This window comes from Serratia proteamaculans, assembly GCF_946227095.1.
In the GTDB taxonomy this organism is placed as follows: Bacteria; Pseudomonadota; Gammaproteobacteria; order Enterobacterales; family Enterobacteriaceae; genus Serratia; species Serratia proteamaculans_E.
On sequence record NZ_CAMISV010000003.1, the window covers coordinates 236,074 to 255,752 of the forward strand.

A 19,679-nucleotide genomic window follows, 5' to 3' on the forward strand; every position below is an offset into this window, starting at 1 on the left:
CGTAACGGTGACTAAAGGAAAACCGATGATGAAGAACAATGCATTGCCGATTGTGATGGCTGAGCAGGATGACAAATTGGAGTGGGAGCGACTGATTGGCCCGCTGTGGGACAACCGCTGGCGCATTCTGCTGGTAACCGGCGTGGCCGGCATTCTCGGCTGCGCCTATGCGTTGATGGCAACACCAATCTATCAGGCTACCGCACTGGTGCAGGTGGAAAAACAGCTATCGGGTGACTCGCTGCTGCGTGAAACGCTGGACAGTTCGATTGGCGGATCCATCGGGCAAAACTCGGCGACCCAGGACGAGGTTTCGCTGGCGAAATCGCGCTACGTGATTGGCAAAACCGTCGACGATCTTGGCCTGACGGTGCGTATCAGCCCGGATTACTTCCCGCTGTTTGGCAAGGGCATTGCTCGTCTGAGCGGCGAAACGCCCCCGGTACTGAATATTTCCGGCATGAAGGTCCCGGCCGTCATGCAGGGCCAGGAATTGACCCTGACGGCGGAAGATCAACAGCGCTATAGCCTGAGCTATGACGGTAAAACCCTGTTCAGTGGCAGCGTTGGGCAGGTCGTGCAGCAGGGCGGCTGGACTGTCAATGTGACTGCGCTCGAAGCCTTGCCGGGGACCACCTTCAGCGTGGTTAACGTGCCACGCCAGAAAGCGGTGGACGATCTGCGCAACATGCTGGATGTCGCCCCGGGTGGCAAGGAAAGCGGCATCATGACCTTCAGCCTGGCGGGGGAGGATCCGCAGCGGGCGGAGGCGGTGCTGAAGAGCATCACCGATAACTACCTGCAACAGAACGTGGATCGCAAAACCGAGGAGGCACAGCGCATGCTGGCCTTCCTGCACGAACAGTTGCCGCGTACCCAGAGTTCGCTCAATAACGCTGAGAATCAGCTTAACCAGTTCCGTCAGCAAAACGATTCGGTGGATTTGTCACTGGAAGCCAAATCGGTGCTGGATACTCAGGTTCAGTTGGAAGGCCAGTTGAATGAACTGACGTTTAAAGAGGCGGAAATCTCCAAGCTTTATACCCGCGTACACCCGGCCTACCGGGCGCTGTTGGAAAAGCGCGCCACGCTGGAAGCGGAAAAGGCGCGACTGGGCAAGCAGGTACAAAGCTTGCCAAAAACCCAGCAGGAAATTCTGCGCCTGACCCGGGACGTGCAGGTGGATCAGCAGGTCTACATGCAACTGATGAACAAGCAGCAGGAATTAAGCATCAGCAAGGCCGGCACGGTGGGAAACATCCGCATTATCGATGAAGCGGAAACCGGTCTGCGCCCCGTTCAGCCGCAAAAAGTGATGATCGTTTTCTTCGCTCTGTTGATGGGCGGCGTGCTGTCGGCCTCGGTGGTGGTGTTGCGTGCCGCACTTCATCGTGGCATCAGTGACACCGATACGCTGGAAAAACGCGGCATCAGCGTGTATGCCACGGTGCCGTTATCTCCGTGGCAGCAAAAGCGTAATCGTACACAGCAGCAATTGTTGACCAAAAGCAGCAGCGGCAAACTGCCGATCCTGGCGCAAGAGGAACCGGAGGACTTGTCGGTTGAGGCAATCCGCAGCCTGCGCACCAGCCTGCACTTCGCCATGATGGAGGCCAAAAACAACATTCTGATGGTCTCCGGCGCCAGTCCCGCCAGCGGCAAAAGCTTTACCAGCACCAACCTGGCGGTGGTGATCGCTCAGGCCGGTCAGCGGGTATTGTTGATCGACGCCGACATGCGCAAAGGCTTTTTGCACCGCTGGCTGAACAACAGCGCCAAGGGCGGTCTTTCAGACATGCTGTCGGGGTTGATCGCCCCAGACCAGGCGGTGAAGAAAACCGACATTACCAATCTGGACTTTGTGCCGCGCGGTCAGGTGCCACCGAATCCGTCTGAACTGCTGATGCACCAGCGCTTTGCCGACTTCTTGCGTTGGGCGGGGCAGAACTATGATCTGGTGCTGATCGACACGCCACCGGTGCTGGCGGTGACCGACGCTGCCATTGTGGGCCATCATGCCGGTACCGCGCTGATGGTGGTGCGTTTCGAGGTCAACACCGTCAGGCAGATTGAGACCAGTATCCGTCGCTTCGAGCAGAACGGGGTGACCATTAAAGGGGTGATCCTCAACGGCATGGTGAAGAAAACCGCCACCGACGCCGGGTACTACGCCTTCGCTTACCCCAGCCATCAGGAAAAGGTCCAGTAGCCGCATGAAAGCGATGCTGATGAACTCCCTGTGGTTGATGTTGGAACGGGTATCGCTGAGCCTGTCAGGCATTTTCGTTTCGGTGTACGTGGCGCGTTACCTGGGACCGGCGCAATACGGGCTGATTAACTACCTGCTGTCGGTGATCGCCATCGCCGTGCCGCTGGTGCAATTGGGGGCCGACGCGGTGTTGTTTAACCGCGTCGCCCGGCGACGGCACAGCGGCATTCGGCTGATGCTGGCCTCAATGCGCCTGCGCCGACAGTTGTTTGCGCTGATCGCCGTGCCGCTGATGGCCTGGGCGCTGCTGACACAGGATCGCACCAGCCAGATCATGATGGCGTTGATGCTGATCAGCGCTTATTTCTCGGTGCAGGACGTTTATAAAATCTATTACGACGCGCTGCTGAAATCGAAGTTGAACACGCTGATCAACAATCTGGCGCTGTTACTGTCGATCGTGGTTCGGCTGGCGCTGGTGCATGCCAGGTTGCCGCTGGAGTGGTTTGCCGTGCCTTATGTGTTGAGCAGCCTGATCCCCTACGCGGTGCGTTGGGTGCTGTTTCGCCAAGAGCGCAGTGGGCTGCGGCCGATCAGCGGGCGTCATCAACGACGCTACGGGCGTTACCTGCTAAAGGTCGGGCTGCCGTTGGCGGTCTCAGGACTGTCGATTGTCATCTATACCCGTATCGATCAGATCATGATCGGCAACTATCTGGGCGAGCACAGCGTTGGGCTGTACAGCGCTGCCATCACCCTGAGTCAGGGGTGGATCTTTGTGCCGATTGCGCTGATCACCTCGATGATGCCGGGTGTGGCAAATGCCCGCACCCAGGTCGAACAGGAAGGGCGCATCCGGCTGTTGTATCTGGTGGTGCTGTTGCTTTCGATGCCGGTCATTTTGCTGTTGTCGCTGTTCCCCGGGCCGATAGTGGCGCTGATGTTCGGCGACAGCTACCGTGAAACCGCCACTATTCTGGCGCTGTGTTCGGTGACTTCTTTATTTTCGGTGATGGGCACCGTGTCCTATCGGGCGATTGTGCTGTTTGGCGGTTATCGGTTTATCGCGATAAAAATGCCGTTGGCCGCCCTGGCCAACGTACTGATGAATCTGCTGTTGATACCACGTTACGGCATAGCAGGCGCTGCGATTTCCACCCTGATCACCGAGTTTATTTCATTCTTTGTACTTAATGGTTTCTTCAGGAGAGGACAAATTACCCGGTTGCAGGTCACCTGTTACCGTTGTTTACCTCAATTAATAGGGAAGGTGCGAGAACTTTATGCTAAATAATCTGGTGAAGGGTTTTTACCGTAATATACCCGACGCATTATATCATCAGTTAAAATACGCCTTGTTTTTCCACAAGGTGCCACACCTGGCCAAGCCGGTAGGGTATAGCGAAAAACTGATGCGCAGAAAAGTATATCCTCTGGCAATGTACACTCAGTTATCCGATAAATATCAGGTTAGAGAGTATATCAAGAATTTGTGGGGGGAAGAGTACCTGATTGAGCTTTATGCCCAGGGTGAGGAATTAACTGAGGAGATGTATGAGGCACTGCCTGATGCATTTGTTATTAAGGCCAATCACGGCAGTGGTTATAACAAACTGGTGTTTGATAAAAGCCAGACCAGCTTCAATGAATTGAGAGTGCTGACCAACAGTTGGCTGCGACAGAATTTTTATCAGGTCTACCGCGAGCGTCATTATAAGGATATTCCCCCCTGTGTGATGGTGGAGAAAATGCTGCTGGAAGACGGCAAGACACCCAATGATATCAAGATCCACTGCTTTAACCGCGGCGGAGAAGTGCGGTTTTTCATCCAGATCGATTACCAGCGGTTTATCGATCATCGTCGCGACTTTTTTGATGCCGACTGGAACCGTACCGAGATCCGTCTGGGGGTACCCAACAGCGACGTGCCGATGGACAAACCCTGCCGGCTGGAGCAAATGCTGGCGCTGTCGCATCAGGTGGCGGAGCAGTTTTCCTATGTCCGTGTCGATTTTTATCAGGTGCAGCAACGTATCTATTTTGGCGAGCTGACATTCACCCCGGGGGCCGGCCTGCAAAGGTTGATGCCAGAAACCATTGAACAGGAGTGGGGAGGTTATTTCCAGGAGTAGTTGAATAACCGGTAGGCTGCGCGAATTTTAACCGCGTCAGGACGGGGGGTAATAACCGGACAAGGAAATTCTGGGATAACAAACTATTCCGTTGGCAATAATGCTGTTATGCCAAATGATAATATATTGTTGAGGTAATAAATGGACTTATCGATTGTCATGCCCGTTTTTAATAACTCAGCCAGTTTGGCCGCCACGCTAGTCCGGATGACCAATGCCTGCTCCGGCTTTGATTATGAAATTATCGTGGTTGATAATGCTTCCGATAAACCAGAGCTGGAAAATATGCGCAGCTTATTGGCCGCCAATCGCCGGGCGCGCCTGCATGAAAATAAAATACGCACCAATACGGCGGTTTCCTGTAATACCGGTTTTCGCCTGGCGCGTGCGGAGGTGGTTTTCTTTCTTGAACCGGAAGACTCCTTCAGTACCAACTATATTATCCGCCGCCTGAAACGCCATCAGGATACCCGGCTGGATATTATTTTTGGTAATTACGCCACGGTGAGTGACAAAAATATTCGCAGTTATCGATTTGATTATAAGGAGGGGGCGGCAGGGGCCGATTTTTTATTTCTTGATATGGGCGATATTCGCACCTCTACCATCAGCCTGCGTAAAAAAGAGGACCGACGGTTTTTATTCCCGGAGTTCCTCTACAAATACCAGGACTGGGGGTTTTTGGTCAACGCCACCAATCTGGGCGCCAGGGTGGCCTTTGACGAAGGGCACGGGGTGTTTATCCGCTGTGGTGATGCCGACACGGATCGCTGCCGGATGAACATCGACGCCAGCGAACAGTTTATTGACGCCTACCTGCACACCAGTGGCCGTTATATCAGCGGATTTGCCTGCAAACACCTGCTGGCCTCGCTGTACAGCGAAAACCTGCAGGCCTTCAACTATTACTCGTCGCGCACCGAACACCAGGCTCTGAGCAGCAAGTTCAGGGCGATCAAACTGTACGGCGACTGCCTGGCCAGACTGGGGCTGTTTCCATTGGGAGGGCGTCTGTTGCGCACCGCCCGTGAGGGATTTCGGAGATGACATGCAGCAACGAAAAGTAGCGATTGTGATTGAGAACATCGCCGAAAAGGGCGGTACCGAACGGGTCGCCAGCAGCCTGGCCAATGCGCTGTCCACGCGTTTGGGCCATCAGGTGGATCTGGTGTCGATCAGCGGTGACCGGACGTTTTACCCGCTGGATCCCGCGGTGACCCTGCGTTTTATGCCCGGCAGAACGCTGTTGTGGCCCTGGCGGCTGGCGTGGTTTCTGCGGCGTGGTCGCTATGACGTGATTGTCACCGTATCGATGGGAAAACTCTCGTCGCTGATGGTGCCGTACCTGCGTTTACTCTGTCCGCGCAGCCGCCTGCTGCTGAGTGAACACGTCAGCTTCCATCAATACGCCTGGCCGATGAAGTGGCTGAAGGTGCTGGTTTATCGGTTGGGTGACCGCACGGTACTGCTGACCAGGAAAGACCTGGCCACCATCAGCCGCTGGGTACCGGAACGTAAATGTCGGGTGATCGAGAACGTTTCCCCGTTCCCGGTGCAAGCGCCGCAGCCGACGTTGCAACAACCGGTGGCGCTGGCGGTCGGTCGGCTGTGTCATCAGAAAGGCTTCGATCGCCTGATTGCCGCCTGGCAGCGGGTGGCACAGCAAACGGCAGACTGGCAACTGCATATCGTCGGTGACGGTCCGGACCGTGCGGCGTTACAGCAGCAGATTGACGCCGCCGGGCTGGGTGAGCAGGTGAAGTTACTGCCGGCAACGTCAGACATTGCCAGCCACTATCGTCAGGCGGCGATGCTGTTGATGACCTCGCGTTACGAAGGGCTACCGATGGTGTTGATTGAAGCCATGAGCTTCGGCCTGCCGCTGGTGGCGTTTGACTGTCAGACCGGGCCCGCAGAGCTGATCGATAACGCGGGTAATGGCTATCTGGTGGCGGAGGGCGATATCGAGGCCTTCAGCCGACGCACGCTGGCGCTGATCGAGGACGGCGAGCTGCGCCAGCGCTTCTCCCAGCACTCGCTGGAACGGGCACAGCAGTTCATCCCTGAGCGGATTTATCCCCAATGGCAACAGCTTATCGCTGGAGGTTAAGATGGAAAAAGTTTCAGTTATCATGCCGGCTTACAACGCCGCGGGCTTTATCAAACAGTCGATCCTGGGGGTGCTGAACCAGACTTATCAGGATTATCACCTGTACGTGATCGACGACGCTTCCACCGATCAGACCGCCGAGGTGGTGAAACCCTTTATCCACGATCGCCTGACCTACATTCGCAACAACACCAACCAGGGCGTGGCCGAAACCCGCAATATCGCGATTGAAGCGGCGCGCGGTGATTATATTGCGTTCTGCGACAGCGATGATGTCTGGCACCCGAACAAGCTGGCGCGCCAGGTGGGTATCCTGAAAACGGCCCGCTATGACGTGGTGTGCTCGCATTATTACACCTTCGAAGATGACCCGGCGCGGGTGAAAAACTACCGGGGTTCCGGGGAGATCATCGCTTACCAGGACATGCTGAAAAGCAACTGGATCGGCAACCTGACTGGCATGTACAACCAGCGTCAGATCGGCAAGGTGTACCAAAGCAAGGTCGGGCACGAGGACTACGTGATGTGGCTGTCGGTGCTGGAAAAAGCGCGTAACCATCTGGCGTATTGCATTCCCGAACCGCTGGCCTTCTACCGCCTTTCTGCGCAGTCGTTATCTGGCAATAAAATCCAGGCGGCTGATTGGCAATGGCAGATTTATCGCCGCCATCTCGGGCTGTCCTACCAGAAGTCCTGCTACCTGTTCTTCTCTTATCTGTACAACGCGGTGATGAAACGCCAATGAAACTCAGCAAGCTAAGCATGGCCTGCCTGCTGGTGGGCTCCGGGCTGGCCAATGCCACCCCCTGCAGCAATAACCTGTTGCAGGATCCCGGTTTCGAACAGGGCGGCGCGGGCTGGTCACTGGCTTCCGCCCAGGTGGTGGCCGGCGGTCATGGCGGCCAGAGCAGCCTGTTTTATCAAAATCACAACCCTGCCAACTATCACAACATGCTGCAGACGCTGGCGGTTAAACCGGGTCAGCAACTGGCTTTTGGCAGCTGGGTGCGCGGTGAGAACCTGAAGGGCAAGGGGGATAATCAGGGCGCCGGGGTATTTATCGAAAGCTATGACGATCAGGGGCATTTTTTGGCCGGTAGCTATCCGCAGGGCCTGCTGGGTACCAGCGGCTGGCAGCCGGTCACCGGGGATTTTCGGGTGCCGCCACGGGCGGTGAAGGTGGTGCTGGGCGTTTATCTGCGCCAGGGCACCACCGGCAGCGCCTGGTTTGATGACGTCTATGCCTGTCAGCAGCCGGTGGCGCCGGAGATCTACCAGATGCGCAGTGGCAACGGCGCGGCATCGAGCCTGATCGAAGTGGTGGATCCGCAACAGGTGCAGGTAGACAGCACGCTGGTCGACGACAAAAACACCGCCGTGAAGCACGACAGCCGCCGTTACCGTATTAGTGGCAAACAGCAGGTGGAGTTTCCGCTGCCGGCCGATTTGGCCGCCGGGGAGTATCGCCTGCAACAGCAGGTGACGGATGTCGCCTCACAGCGCAGCCAGCGTAGCGAAATGCCGATCAGCGTCGGTCGTACGCAGCCTAAAGTGGCGTTGGATGCTCAGGGTTATACCCTGAAACAGGGCAAGCGTTTCTTCCCGCTGGGTATCTATATGTACGGTGAAATGGCGACGGATGAGCATCTGGCGCGCATCCGCGATGCCGGTTTTAACACGCTGCTCAATTACAACTACGGTACCGGCCGCGATCCCGATAACTATTTCCGCAAAACCCAGCAGTACGGTTTGCAGGTGATTTTCTCGCTCAAAGATATGTATGCCGGTACCCGGTTCGCGCCGGAAACCAAAATGAGCTATCCGCAACTGACGGCGAGCTATGTGGAAAGGTTCAAACATCAACCAAATCTGCTGGCCTGGTATATCAACGACGAGCTGGGGCCGGAATACGTGCCGCAGATTGAGCAAAAGCATTTGCAGGTAAAACGCCTGGATCCGGATCACCTGACGTTCCAGGTGCTGGACAAGACCGGCACGCTCAACGCCTATTTCAACAGTTCGGACGTGCTGGCCAGCGATCCTTACCCGGTTGGCCGAGACGCCGACCTGACGCGGACTCTGGAGTACAGCCGCATTACCAGTCAGGTGGCGCGGCAGGTCAAAGGGGCCTGGTTGGTGATGCAGATTATGGATCACGCCGCTTATGCGCCAGGTCGCAAGCCACGCCAACCGACGGAGGCGGAGATCCGCAATCAGGCCTGGCTGGGGTTGATTGGCGGTGCCAAAGGCCTTCTGTTTTATTCCTATACCGACTTGTTCTACAAGCGCCAACGCGGCGGTTTTAGCCAGCAGGAGTTTGAGGCTATCTGGCGGGGAGTGGCCAGCGTGGCTCAGCAGATTGTCAGCTTTAACCCTTACCTGCTGTCCGGCGAAAGCACCCTGTTACAGGGCAACAATACCGCCATCCCGGCCAGGCTGTTTATCAACGGCGAGCAGGGCCTGGTGCTGATCGCCAACCCTTACTACCGGCCAATGTCGGCGCGCTTTGACTTACCGGCCGGTTGGCAGGCGCAAGGACAGCGCCAGATCGAGGCTGAATTGCCGTCGATGGGCAGCCAGGCGGTAAGGGTGCAACTTCAAAAAGAAAACCAAGGATAACCGATCATGAATACCACTCTGAGCCTGATTATTCCGGTGTATAAGGTCGAGGCCTATATCGAGGCCTGCCTGTGCTCAGTGCTGCAACAGCTGCCGGACTGGGCGGAAGTGATCATCGTGGATGACGGCAGCCCGGATGGCGCCATCGGCATTGCCGAAGAGGTACTGTGCCGTTACCCGCAACACAAACTGCGGGTCAGCATCCTGCGTCAGAAAAACCAGGGGCTGAGCGAAGCGCGTAACAACGGCATTGCCCATGCGGAAGGGCGTTATATCGGCTTTCTCGACTCCGATGACGTGCTGCTGGAAGGGTATTTCAGCATTTTGGGTCGTCTGCTGGCGGATAACCCGCAGGCAGACATAGTGGCGTTCAATGCCCAGCGCTTCTCGGCGATCAACAACGGCAAGATCCAGTCGGACGGCACTATGGCTATCGTGCCTGGCAATGCCGCGCCGCAGCAGCGTGATACTCATATGGCGCTGCTGGCGGACAGCTTCAACCGCAGCATGTGGTTCGCCTGGGCGCGTATTTACCGCAAAACGCTGTTCGATCAGGCGCGTTTCCCGGCGGGACGCAATTTCGAAGACATTCAGTTGATTCCGCAACTCTACCTGAAAGCGCAGCGTATCGTGGTTTGCGACACGCCGCTGGTGGGCTACCGCGCCAACCCGAATGGCATCACGCGTGCACCCAAACGACGCGATCTGGATGACCTGGATTATGCGCTCGACGGTGCCGACAGTGGACGCCGCCAGGGAATGGGACATGGGCTGTACTCGGTGCTGTTCGTCACCACGCTGAAGGCGCGTTTGCTGGTGGGACTGGACTTTTTCGGGCTGCGTGACGCGCTGCGCGAAACCCGCGAGCTGAAACGCCGCTACTCCGGCCTGCGGGCGGAAGAACGTAAAATGCTGAGCCGCAAGAACCGATTGTTCTACCGCAGCCCGCTGGCTTACTACCTGATGGTCCGGCTGTATAACCTGCGCGGATAGCGGCGCCGCGTTGGTTCACTCCTCAATTGTGTAGGGGCGCTGTAGGCTGCGCCTATGTCCATTGGGGCGAATGTATTCGCCCCCTACAGGCAGAATCAAACTATGAGTATTACTGTTAGCGTCATCATACCCACCTATGGCCGCAGTGAACTGCTGGCACGCGCCATCGACAGCGTGCTGGCGCAAACCCATCGCCCGCTGGAAATTATCGTGGTGGATGACAACCCGCAGGGCGATGCACAACGCCTGGCGACCCGCGAACGCCTGGCCGGCTATATCGAACGGGGGCAGGTTATCTATTATCCACGTCGGTATAACGGCGGTGGCGCGCAGGCGCGTAACAGCGGGATCCTGCGCTCACGCGGCGAGTACATTGCCTTTCTGGATGATGACGACTACTACCATCCGCAGAAAATCGCCCGACAATTGGCGTTTATGCAGCGGGGGGATTACGACGTCAGCCTGTGCGATATGGATATCCTGAAGGACGGCCAGATCAGCGCTGAGCATTATTACCGGGCGCGTTGCGAGGGGCTGGAAGACTTTATGCTGGCCGGCGTCGCCTACACGCCGATGATTATGCTGCGACGCAGCATGGCGATAGCGGTGCGCGGTTTCTTCAATACCCCGCGCTACCAGGACCATATTTTCCTGTACCGGCTGTTGGCGGCCGGGGCGAAGGTGGGCACGCTGCATGAACGGCTGGCGGTGCATAACGACCATGACGGCGAACGCATCACCTCCAGCCCGAAAGGCGTTATTGGCTATCGCAATAAAATGCAGTTCGAGCAGCGACTGATGCCGCAGATCTCGACCCGGGCGCGCAACATCATGCGCCTGCGCCATACCTGCATTAATTCGCGCATTATTACCGACGGCAAGAACCGCCTGGCCGGGGTGTTATACGGGCTGAAGGGCATTGTTTATGTCAATAGTGGCCTGATGGCCGGCGTATACATGAAAAATATCATCCGCAATGTGTTTTTCCGTGGCGTGCCGTTCTGACGTTTCAGCAATACAGATAAAAGAACAACCCTTTCCAGAGGATGATTATGCGCTTTGAACGTTCTACGCTGATCGGCAGCGTGCTGCTGCTGACGGTACCGCTGTTCGCCTTGCTGCACAGTATTGCCACGCTGCGGGCGGGAAAGAAAAACACGGTGGCCTATCTGCTGATTGCGCTGTGTTTTTTCTTCTTCTTTATCAAGATCCCACCGCTGGCGGATCTCTACCGTCACTTTGCCAATTACGATGCCATTACCTCGGCCACCAGCCTGGGTGATGTTATTCAGGGCAAGGTGGACGTGGTGCTGTACGCCAACTTTTATATTTTCAAAACGCTGGGTATCCCGTTCTTCGTCATTCCGGGGCTGTACGTCGGCCTGTCGGTCTACTGTTACCTGAGCGCGCTGAATATTGTCATGCTGCACTCCGGCAAGGTGTTTTCAGCCCGGCAGTTTGTGTTGCTGCATCTGGCGGTGCTGTTTTTGATCAACCCGTTTATCATCGGCATGGGGTTGCGTTTTGGCTTCTCGATGGCGGTGATGACGCTGGCGATAGTGCTGTTTTGCCATAAGCAAAATCGGCCGCTCGCCGCCGGTCTGATGCTGTTCGCCATGCTGACCCACTTTTCCAGCATGCTGCTGGTCGGGGTATTTCTGTGCAGCCGGGTGATGCGCCTGAACCGCCTGCTGACGGTGGTGTTTAGCGCCATTGCGTTGCTGACCGCCAAGTTCGCGCTGCCGTTTATCGTTTCCCATATTACGATTTCCGGCATCAACAGTTATTCCGACGTTTATACCTCCGGCATGTATGCCAGCGACTACCTGACCTCCGGCAATGCCAACGGGATGATTAACTTCCTGATTGTGCTGTTCCCGGCGCTGTTTCTCGGCGTTTTCATGCTGGCTCATCCAATGCGCAACCAGACGGGGGACATCAAAAATACCGCGGCCTGGCTGGTGGTGTTTGTTTTCCTGTGTTCCAGTTCGTTACAGGCGGCCAGCCGCTATGCCAGCGTGGCGTCGGTCTTCCTGCTGTTTTACTACGTGGCTCATCAGAGCTCGTTCATCCGCGGCAGGTTTAACTACTTCTTCCTGTGCTTTATGCTGATGGCCACCGGCTATAACCTGATCGAGAATATTTATGTCCCGCGCCGACCGATCATGCTGGGGCAAATGTGGCAGTCATTTTATAAAACGCCGTTGCTGAACCTGTTCTACGGCGAACAGGAATATGAGCAGTATCTGCGTGTGATTAATCGCGACAGTGGCGAGTGGATCGGCCATGAGATGGATCTCGGCTAATCAGTTAGCAGACACACAAAGCCTGTTATTAGGGAGAGCGTGCCGTAGGGGTCGTAGCGGCTTGTCCGCCGGAGTGCCCCTCGGTGCGCTAGGCCCGGGTATCTCGGGCACCCGCCCGTATCCTACCCCCAAATACCCCGACTGACCCAGCAGCATATCCCCTCGAATATCTCACTCATCATTTCTATAATATTTTCAATTAATTAAACCCAATACTTGCCATGATACTTTAGGGGTAGCCACGCCGCTGCCGCCGTTCTTCTCCCTCCGTTCTCTTGATCGCAATCAATTTGCCACCGCAAGCGCATTAGTAGGCTGGCGGCAGATTGAGCAATGTCACTTCATATAACAATGAAAGCCTTCAGGAGAATTCCGGATGAGCAAGTTTCTAGACCGATTCCGCTATTTTAAGCAGTTGGCGGAACCCTTTTCTGGCGAACATGGCCAGACGCTGAACACCAACCGCGACTGGGAAGACGGCTACCGCAGCCGTTGGCAGCACGACAAGATTGTGCGATCCACCCATGGGGTGAACTGCACCGGCTCCTGTAGCTGGAAAATTTATGTGAAAAACGGCCTGGTGACCTGGGAAACCCAGCAAACCGACTACCCTCGTACCCGCCCAGACCTACCCAACCATGAACCGCGTGGCTGCCCACGCGGCGCCAGCTACTCCTGGTATTTGTACAGCGCCAACCGCCTGAAATACCCGCTGATGCGTAAACGCCTGATCAAACTGTGGCGTGAGGCCAAAGCGCTGCACAGCGATCCGGTCGATGCCTGGGGCTCGATCGTCAGCGATGCGGAAAAATCCAAAAGCTACAAGGTTGCACGCGGACGCGGTGGTTTTGTCCGCTCCAGCTGGCAGGAAGTGAACGAACTGATCGCCGCTTCTAACGTCTACACCGCCAAAACCTTCGGCCCCGACCGCATCATCGGCTTCTCACCGATCCCGGCGATGTCGATGGTGTCCTACGCCGCTGGTGCCCGCTATCTGTCACTGATTGGCGGCACCTGCCTGAGCTTCTACGACTGGTATTGCGACTTGCCACCGGCCTCGCCAATGACCTGGGGCGAGCAGACCGACGTGCCTGAATCGGCCGACTGGTACAACTCTTCCTACATTATCGCCTGGGGCTCTAACGTGCCGCAGACGCGTACCCCGGACGCCCACTTCTTCACCGAAGTCCGCTACAAAGGCACCAAAACCGTGGCGGTAACGCCGGACTACGCCGAAGTCGCCAAACTTTGTGACCAGTGGTTGAACCCGAAACAAGGCACCGACAGCGCCATGGCGTTGGCGATGGGCCACGTGATGCTGAAAGAATTCCACCTGGATCGTGAGGTGGGCTACTTCCGCGACTACGTGCGTCGCTACACCGATATGCCGATGTTAGTGCTGCTGGAGCCGCGCGAAGAAGGGCATTACGCCGCCGGACGCCTGCTGCGTGCCGCCGATCTGGTGGATGGCCTGGGGCAGGAAAATAATCCCGAGTGGAAAACCGTCGCCATTGATCAACGCAGTGGCGAACTGGTGGCCCCGCAGGGGTCGATCGGTTTCCGTTGGGGCGAACAGGGCAAATGGAACCTGGAACAACGCGCCGGTGAAGATCAGCAGGAAGTCGAGTTGCAACTCAGCCTGCTGGGCGCACATGACGAGGTGGCCGAAGTGGGCTTCCCTTACTTTGGCGGCATCAAAAGCGGCGGAGCCGAGAGCGAACACTTCAACAGCGTGGCGCTGGACGAGATCCTGCTGCACAAACTGCCGGTAAAACGTCTGCGACTGGCGGACGGCAGCGAAGCGCTGGTGACCAGCGTTTACGATTTGACCCTGGCCAACTACGGCCTCGAACGTGGTCTGGACGACGGCAACTGCGCCACCGATTACGACGACGTCAAAGCCTATACTCCGGCCTGGGCCGAGCAGATCACCGGCGTGTCACGCCACAACATTATCCGCATTGCCCGTGAGTTTGCCGACAACGCCGAGAAAACCCATGGCCGTTCGATGATTATCGTCGGCGCCGGTGTCAACCACTGGTATCACATGGACATGACCTACCGCGGCCTGATCAATATGCTGATCTTCTGCGGCTGCGTCGGCCAGAGCGGGGGTGGCTGGGCGCACTACGTCGGCCAGGAAAAGCTGCGCCCGCAGACCGGTTGGCTGCCGCTGGCATTTGGCCTCGACTGGCAACGCCCGCCGCGCCATATGAACAGCACCTCGTTCTTCTACAACCACTCCAGCCAGTGGCGCTATGAAACCGTCGGCACCGAAGAGCTGCTGTCGCCATTGGCGGACAAGACCCGCTTTGGCGGCAGCCTGATCGACCTTAACGTGCGCGCCGAGCGTATGGGCTGGCTGCCGTCAGCCCCCCAGTTGGGTACCAACCCGCTGCATTTGGCGGCACAGGCGCAAGCCGCCGGTCAGTCGCCGCTGGACTTCACCGTTGAAGGGCTGAAAAAAGGCACCCTGAACTTCGCCGCCGAACAACCGGACAACCCGCAGAACTTCCCGCGCAATCTGTTCGTCTGGCGCTCCAACCTGCTGGGGTCATCCGGCAAGGGCCACGAGTACATGCTCAAATACCTGCTGGGTACCGAAAACGGTATTCAGGGCAAGGATCTGGGCCAACAGGGCGGTGCCAAACCCGAGGAAGTGGAATGGCTGGATAACGGCGGTGAAGGCAAGCTGGATCTGGTGGTGACGCTTGATTTCCGCATGTCCAGCACCTGTCTTTATTCTGACATCGTGCTGCCGACCGCCACCTGGTACGAAAAAGACGACATGAATACCTCGGATATGCATCCGTTTATTCACCCGCTGTCGGCGGCGGTTGATCCGGCCTGGGACTCGAAAAGCGACTGGGAGATCTACAAGGGCATCGCCAAAGCCTTCTCCGAAGTTTGCGTTGGGCATCTGGGCCAGGAAACCGACGTGGTGACGCTGCCGATCCAGCATGACTCGGCCGCCGAGCTGGCGCAGCCTTACGGCGTCAAAGACTGGAAAAAAGGCGAGTGCGACCTGATCCCCGGCAAAACCGCGCCGCACATCATGGTGGTAGAACGTGATTATCCAGCCACCTATGAGCGCTTCACTTCGCTGGGCCCGCTGCTGGATAAACTGGGCAACGGCGGCAAAGGCATCAGCTGGAACACCCAGACCGAAGTCGACTTCCTGAAAAAACTCAACTACGTGAAGACGGAAGGCCCGGCCGCCGGTCGACCGAAGATTGAAACTGCCATCGATGCCGCCGAGGTGATCCTGGCGCTGGCACCGGAAACCAACGGACAGGTTGCGGTCAAGGCATGGGACGCGTTGGGCAAGATGACCGGTCGCGATCACCGCCATCTGGCGCTGAACAAGGAAGACGAAAAAATTCGCTTCCGCGATATTCAGGCCCAGCCGCGCAAAATTATTTCCAGCCCGACCTGGTCAGGGTTGGAAGACGAGCATGTGTCGTATAACGCCTGCTATACCAACGTCCATGAGCTGATCCCATGGCGCACCATCAGCGGCCGCCAGCAGCTGTATCAGGATCATGAATGGATGCGTGCCTTTGGCGAGAGCCTGCTGGTGTACCGTCCGCCGATCGACACCCGTGCCGCGCAGCCGTTACTGAACCAGAAGCCGAACGGCAATAAAGAGAAGGCGCTGAACTTCCTGACGCCGCACCAGAAGTGGGGCATTCACTCCACCTACAGTGACAACCTGCTGATGCTGACCTTGTCGCGCGGCGGGCCGATCGTCTGGATGAGTGAGGACGACGCCAAAGACCTGGGCATTGAGGACAACGACTGGATCGAAGCCTTTAACGCCAACGGCGCGCTCACTGCGCGTGCGGTGGTTAGCCAGCGTATTCCGGCCGGCATGACCATGATGTACCACGCGCAGGAACGTATCGTGAATATTCCCGGCTCGGAAATCACCAGCCAGCGCGGCGGCATCCATAACTCGGTAACCCGCGTCTGCCCGAAACCGACCCATATGATCGGCGGTTACGCCCAACTGGCCTACGGTTTCAACTATTACGGCACCGTCGGCTCCAACCGTGACGAGTTCGTGGTGGTGCGCAAGATGAACCGCATCGACTGGTTAGACGGTGAAGGTAATGACGACTCGCAGGGCAGCCAGCAGGAGAAAGCAAAATGAAAATTCGTTCACAAGTCGGCATGGTGCTGAACCTGGACAAATGTATCGGTTGCCACACCTGTTCGGTGACCTGCAAGAACGTCTGGACCAGCCGCGAAGGCATGGAGTACGCCTGGTTCAACAACGTGGAAAGCAAGCCCGGCGTCGGTTATCCACACGCCTGGGAAGATCAGGAAAAGTGGAAGGGCGGGTGGATCCGTAAAATCAACGGTAAGCTGGAGCCGCGCATGGGTGGCCGTGTCGGCCTGCTGTCGAAGATTTTCGCCAACCCGGACGTCCCGGCACTGGACGACTATTACGAGCCGTTCGACTATGACTACCAGAACCTGCACACCGCGCCGCAGGGCAAGCATCAGCCGATCGCCCGGCCGCGCTCGCTGATCACCGGCCAGCGCATGAAGAAGATTGAAAATGGCCCGAACTGGGAAGAGATCCTTGGCGGTGAATTCTCCAAGCGTTCGAAGGATAAAAACTTCGACAATATGCAAAAGGAGATGTACGGCCAGTTCGAAAACACCTTCATGATGTACCTGCCGCGCCTGTGCGAACACTGCCTTAACCCGGCCTGCGTCGCGACCTGTCCGAGCGGAGCCATCTACAAGCGTGGTGAAGACGGCATTGTGCTGATCGATCAGGATAAATGCCGCGGCTGGCGCATGTGCCTGACCGGTTGTCCGTACAAGAAAATCTATTTCAACTGGAAGAGCGGCAAGTCCGAGAAGTGCATCTTCTGCTACCCGCGCATCGAATCCGGCCAGCCAACGGTGTGCTCGGAAACCTGCGTCGGCCGTATCCGCTATCTTGGCGTGCTGCTGTATGACGCCGATCGTATCGAGCAGGCGGCGGCGGTCGAAAACGACAAAGATCTGTACCAGAGTCAACTGGATATTTTCCTCGACCCGCATGATCCGGCGGTGATTGCCCAAGCGTTGGCGGACGGTATTCCACAAGGGGTGATCGAATCTGCCCAGCAGTCGCCGGTGTACAAAATGGCGATGGACTGGAAGCTGGCACTGCCGCTGCACCCGGAATACCGCACGCTGCCGATGGTGTGGTACGTGCCGCCGCTGTCACCGATTCAATCCGCCGCGGATGCCGGTGAGCTGGCGCACAGCGGCGTACTGCCGGACGTGGAGAGCCTGCGTATTCCGGTGCAATACCTGGCCAATCTGCTGACCGCCGGCGATACCGCGCCGGTGCTGTTGGCGCTCAAGCGCATGCTGGCGATGCGCCACTACAAGCGGGCAGAAACCGTTGACGGCGTGCTGGACACCAGCGCACTGGAACAGGTGGGGCTGAGCGAAGCGCAGGCGCAGGAGATGTATCGTTATTTGGCGATTGCCAACTACGAAGATCGCTTTGTGATCCCGTCCAGTCACCGTGAACTGGCGCGTGAGGCCTTCCCGGAAAGCAAAGGCTGCGGTTTCAGCTTTGGCGATGGCTGCCACGGCAGTGACGGTAAATTCAATCTGTTCAACAGCCGCCGCATTGATGCCATTGATGTGACGAAAAAAACGCCTCGTCAGGAGGACGCCTCATGATCAGTCTGAAAGTGATTGCCCGCCTGCTGGACTACCCGGAGCAGGCATTGTTTGACCATCAGCAGGCGCTGGTAGAAGCGCTGGAACCGGCCAGCGAACTGGATTTGCACCATAGCGCGCAGCTGATCCTGTTTATTAGCCGTTTTTGTGCCCGTCCATTGCTGGATGTACAGGCCGAATACTGCGAATTGTTCGACCGGGGTCGTGCCACCTCGTTGTTGCTGTTTGAACATGTGCACGGTGAATCACGCGATCGCGGCCAGGCGATGGTCGATCTGATGGCGCAATACCGCGAAGCCGGGCTGGAGATCGACAGCCGCGAACTGCCGGACTTCCTGCCGTTGTACCTGGAGTATCTCGCCAGCCGCAGCAAGCAACAGGCCGCCGGAGGGCTGCAGGATATCGCGCCGATCCTGGCGCTGCTGGGTGCACGGCTACAGCAGCGGGAAAGTCCGTATGCGGTGCTGTTTGATCTGCTGCTGGCGCTGTCCGGCAGTGAAGTTCAGGCACAGGCGCTGGAGTCTCAGGTAGCAAAAGAGGCCCGCGATGACACGCCGCAGGCGCTGGACGCGGTATGGGAAGAAGAACAGGTTAAGTTTTTGGGCGAGCAGGGCTGCGCTTCGGCGCAGCAGGCGGCGCACCAACGGCGCTTTGCCGGCACAGTGGCACCGCAATACCTGGACCTGACGGATGCGCTAACCGGAACCAAAGGACGCTAATCATGCAATTTTTAAATCAGTTCTTTTTCGATATTTACCCCTATCTGGCGGGCGCGATTTTCCTGATCGGCAGTTGGCTGCGCTACGATTACGGGCAATATACCTGGCGTGCCGGATCCAGCCAGATGCTGGATAAAAAGGGCATGCGGCTGGCCTCCAACCTGTTCCATATCGGCATTCTGGGCATCTTCGCCGGGCACTTCCTCGGCATGCTGACGCCGCACTGGATGTATGAGTCTTTCCTGCCGATTGATGTGAAACAGAAGCTGGCGATGATCGCCGGGGGGGCCTGCGGTGTAATGACCCTGATTGGCGGTGCGCTGTTGCTGAAACGCCGCCTGACCAACCCACGGGTGCGGGCGACCAGCAGCTTTGCCGATATCATGATCCTGACCTTGCTGGTGGTGCAGGTGTGCCTCGGTCTGCTGACCATTCCGTTCTCCGCCCAACATATGGACGGCAGCGAGATGATGAAGCTGGTGGGTTGGGCACAGGCAGTGGTGACCTTCCATGCCGGTGCGTCAGAACATCTGGTGGGCGTTGCGCCGATCTTTAAACTGCATATGGTGCTGGGCATGACGTTGTTCGTGCTGTTCCCGTTCTGCCGCCTGGTGCATATCTGGAGCGTGCCGGTGGAATACCTGACCCGTCGCTACCAACTGGTGCGTAACCGTCGCTGAGGGGATTTCTATCTCGCTTTAAAGCCCATTCGGTGAAAATTAGCCCCGCCGAATGGGCTGATAAAAAGTGTCCTATTGAGTCTAACTGTTACCTTAAATGGATAATACTGCCTGCTGGTCAATAAGCTGCGTTTTATAGCGAAAATTGCCGCGAGCAGTCTTGCTTTGCAGGTCAAAGCACCAATTTTCATTTGCTACTCATGTGCTTAGCAAGACG

At 57.1% G+C, this 19,679-nt stretch carries 14 protein-coding genes; all 14 read left to right on the forward strand.

Annotation, left to right across the window (positions count from 1 at the left end):
- Window positions 1-25: 25 nt before the first annotated feature.
- The 14 genes from OC597_RS07685 to narI all read left to right on the forward strand — a co-directional run bounded on the left by OC597_RS07685 (window position 26) and on the right by narI (window position 19,462).
- Window positions 26-2,209 (forward strand): polysaccharide biosynthesis tyrosine autokinase, encoded by a 2,184-nt coding sequence (locus OC597_RS07685; RefSeq protein WP_261256382.1) that lies wholly within the window; start codon window positions 26-28, stop codon window positions 2,207-2,209.
- A 4-nt stretch (window positions 2,210-2,213) separates the two neighbouring features.
- On the forward strand, window positions 2,214-3,503 hold the full coding sequence (locus tag OC597_RS07690; RefSeq protein WP_261256384.1) for a flippase: 1,290 nt from the start codon (window positions 2,214-2,216) through the stop codon (window positions 3,501-3,503).
- Window positions 3,493-4,341: an ATP-grasp fold amidoligase family protein gene (locus tag OC597_RS07695; RefSeq protein ID WP_261256386.1), complete on the forward strand. Its 849-nt coding sequence runs from the start codon at window positions 3,493-3,495 to the stop codon at window positions 4,339-4,341. Before OC597_RS07690 ends, OC597_RS07695 begins: the two co-directional genes overlap by 11 nt.
- Before the next feature lie 141 nt (window positions 4,342-4,482).
- Window positions 4,483-5,388 carry a glycosyltransferase family 2 protein gene (locus OC597_RS07700; protein WP_262208268.1) on the forward strand — a complete coding sequence of 302 codons (906 nt, stop codon included), beginning with the start codon at window positions 4,483-4,485 and terminating at the stop codon, window positions 5,386-5,388.
- Between the two features lies 1 nt (window position 5,389).
- A complete protein-coding gene (locus tag OC597_RS07705) occupies window positions 5,390-6,451 on the forward strand; it encodes a glycosyltransferase family 4 protein (RefSeq protein ID WP_261462872.1) in 1,062 nt (353 codons plus the stop codon).
- Between the two features lies 1 nt (window position 6,452).
- Complete coding sequence (locus OC597_RS07710) at window positions 6,453-7,196, forward strand: glycosyltransferase family 2 protein (RefSeq protein ID WP_261256391.1); 744 nt, start codon at window positions 6,453-6,455, stop codon at window positions 7,194-7,196.
- Complete coding sequence (locus OC597_RS07715) at window positions 7,193-9,070, forward strand: carbohydrate binding domain-containing protein (protein ID WP_262208269.1); 1,878 nt, start codon at window positions 7,193-7,195, stop codon at window positions 9,068-9,070. Before OC597_RS07710 ends, OC597_RS07715 begins: the two co-directional genes overlap by 4 nt.
- A 6-nt stretch (window positions 9,071-9,076) precedes the next feature.
- Complete coding sequence (locus tag OC597_RS07720) at window positions 9,077-10,063, forward strand: glycosyltransferase family 2 protein (RefSeq protein WP_261424212.1); 987 nt, start codon at window positions 9,077-9,079, stop codon at window positions 10,061-10,063.
- Between the two features lie 102 nt (window positions 10,064-10,165).
- Window positions 10,166-11,068: a glycosyltransferase family 2 protein gene (locus OC597_RS07725; protein ID WP_262208270.1), complete on the forward strand. Its 903-nt coding sequence runs from the start codon at window positions 10,166-10,168 to the stop codon at window positions 11,066-11,068.
- A 47-nt stretch (window positions 11,069-11,115) separates the two neighbouring features.
- Window positions 11,116-12,369 (forward strand): EpsG family protein, encoded by a 1,254-nt coding sequence (locus tag OC597_RS07730; RefSeq protein ID WP_262208272.1) that lies wholly within the window; start codon window positions 11,116-11,118, stop codon window positions 12,367-12,369.
- A 376-nt stretch (window positions 12,370-12,745) separates the two neighbouring features.
- Entirely contained in the window at window positions 12,746-16,522 is a 3,777-nt protein-coding gene (locus tag OC597_RS07735) for a nitrate reductase subunit alpha (RefSeq protein WP_261284843.1), read from the forward strand.
- Window positions 16,519-18,063 (forward strand): nitrate reductase subunit beta, encoded by a 1,545-nt coding sequence (narH, locus tag OC597_RS07740; RefSeq protein ID WP_085117243.1) that lies wholly within the window; start codon window positions 16,519-16,521, stop codon window positions 18,061-18,063. The genes OC597_RS07735 and narH overlap by 4 nt, the downstream gene beginning before the upstream one ends.
- Window positions 18,060-18,782, forward strand: coding sequence for a nitrate reductase molybdenum cofactor assembly chaperone (gene narJ / locus OC597_RS07745; protein ID WP_262208274.1), 723 nt, complete (start codon window positions 18,060-18,062; stop codon window positions 18,780-18,782). Before narH ends, narJ begins: the two co-directional genes overlap by 4 nt.
- A 2-nt stretch (window positions 18,783-18,784) precedes the next feature.
- Window positions 18,785-19,462, forward strand: a complete 678-nt coding sequence (narI, locus tag OC597_RS07750) for a respiratory nitrate reductase subunit gamma (protein WP_085117241.1) — start codon at window positions 18,785-18,787, stop codon at window positions 19,460-19,462.
- The last annotated feature ends 217 nt before the right edge of the window (window positions 19,463-19,679 follow it).